We start from the raw sequence: 212 nt of genomic DNA, 5'->3' as shown, positions 1-212 counted from the left end.
AATCGTGTTTCCTTCAGAATCAACAGCACGATATAGGTACATCCATTGCCCTTTTACTTTTATGTACGTCTCATCTATTCTCCAGGAGTCATTCGTTTGTTTGAGATGACGTCGAATTCGTTTATCTAATTCAGGCCCATATTGATGGACCCATCGCATAATCGTTGTATGAGCTAAAGATAGTCCTCTTTCCTCCATCATTTCTACCAAAT

At 39.2% G+C, this 212-nt stretch carries 1 protein-coding gene; it reads right to left on the bottom strand.

Features of this window, described 5'->3' with window-relative positions; translation table 11 throughout:
• Positions 1 to 212: DDE-type integrase/transposase/recombinase (locus tag JDS99_RS31670; RefSeq protein ID WP_199696559.1), on the bottom strand; the 212-nt coding region annotated here is incomplete at both ends.

It is taken from the genome of Bacillus cereus group sp. N6 (assembly GCF_016483705.1).
Taxonomy (GTDB): Bacteria; Bacillota; Bacilli; order Bacillales; family Bacillaceae_G; genus Bacillus_A; species Bacillus_A wiedmannii.
The sequence above is the reverse complement of the archived record's forward strand: the minus strand, read 5'-3'. Positions and strand labels throughout refer to the sequence as shown.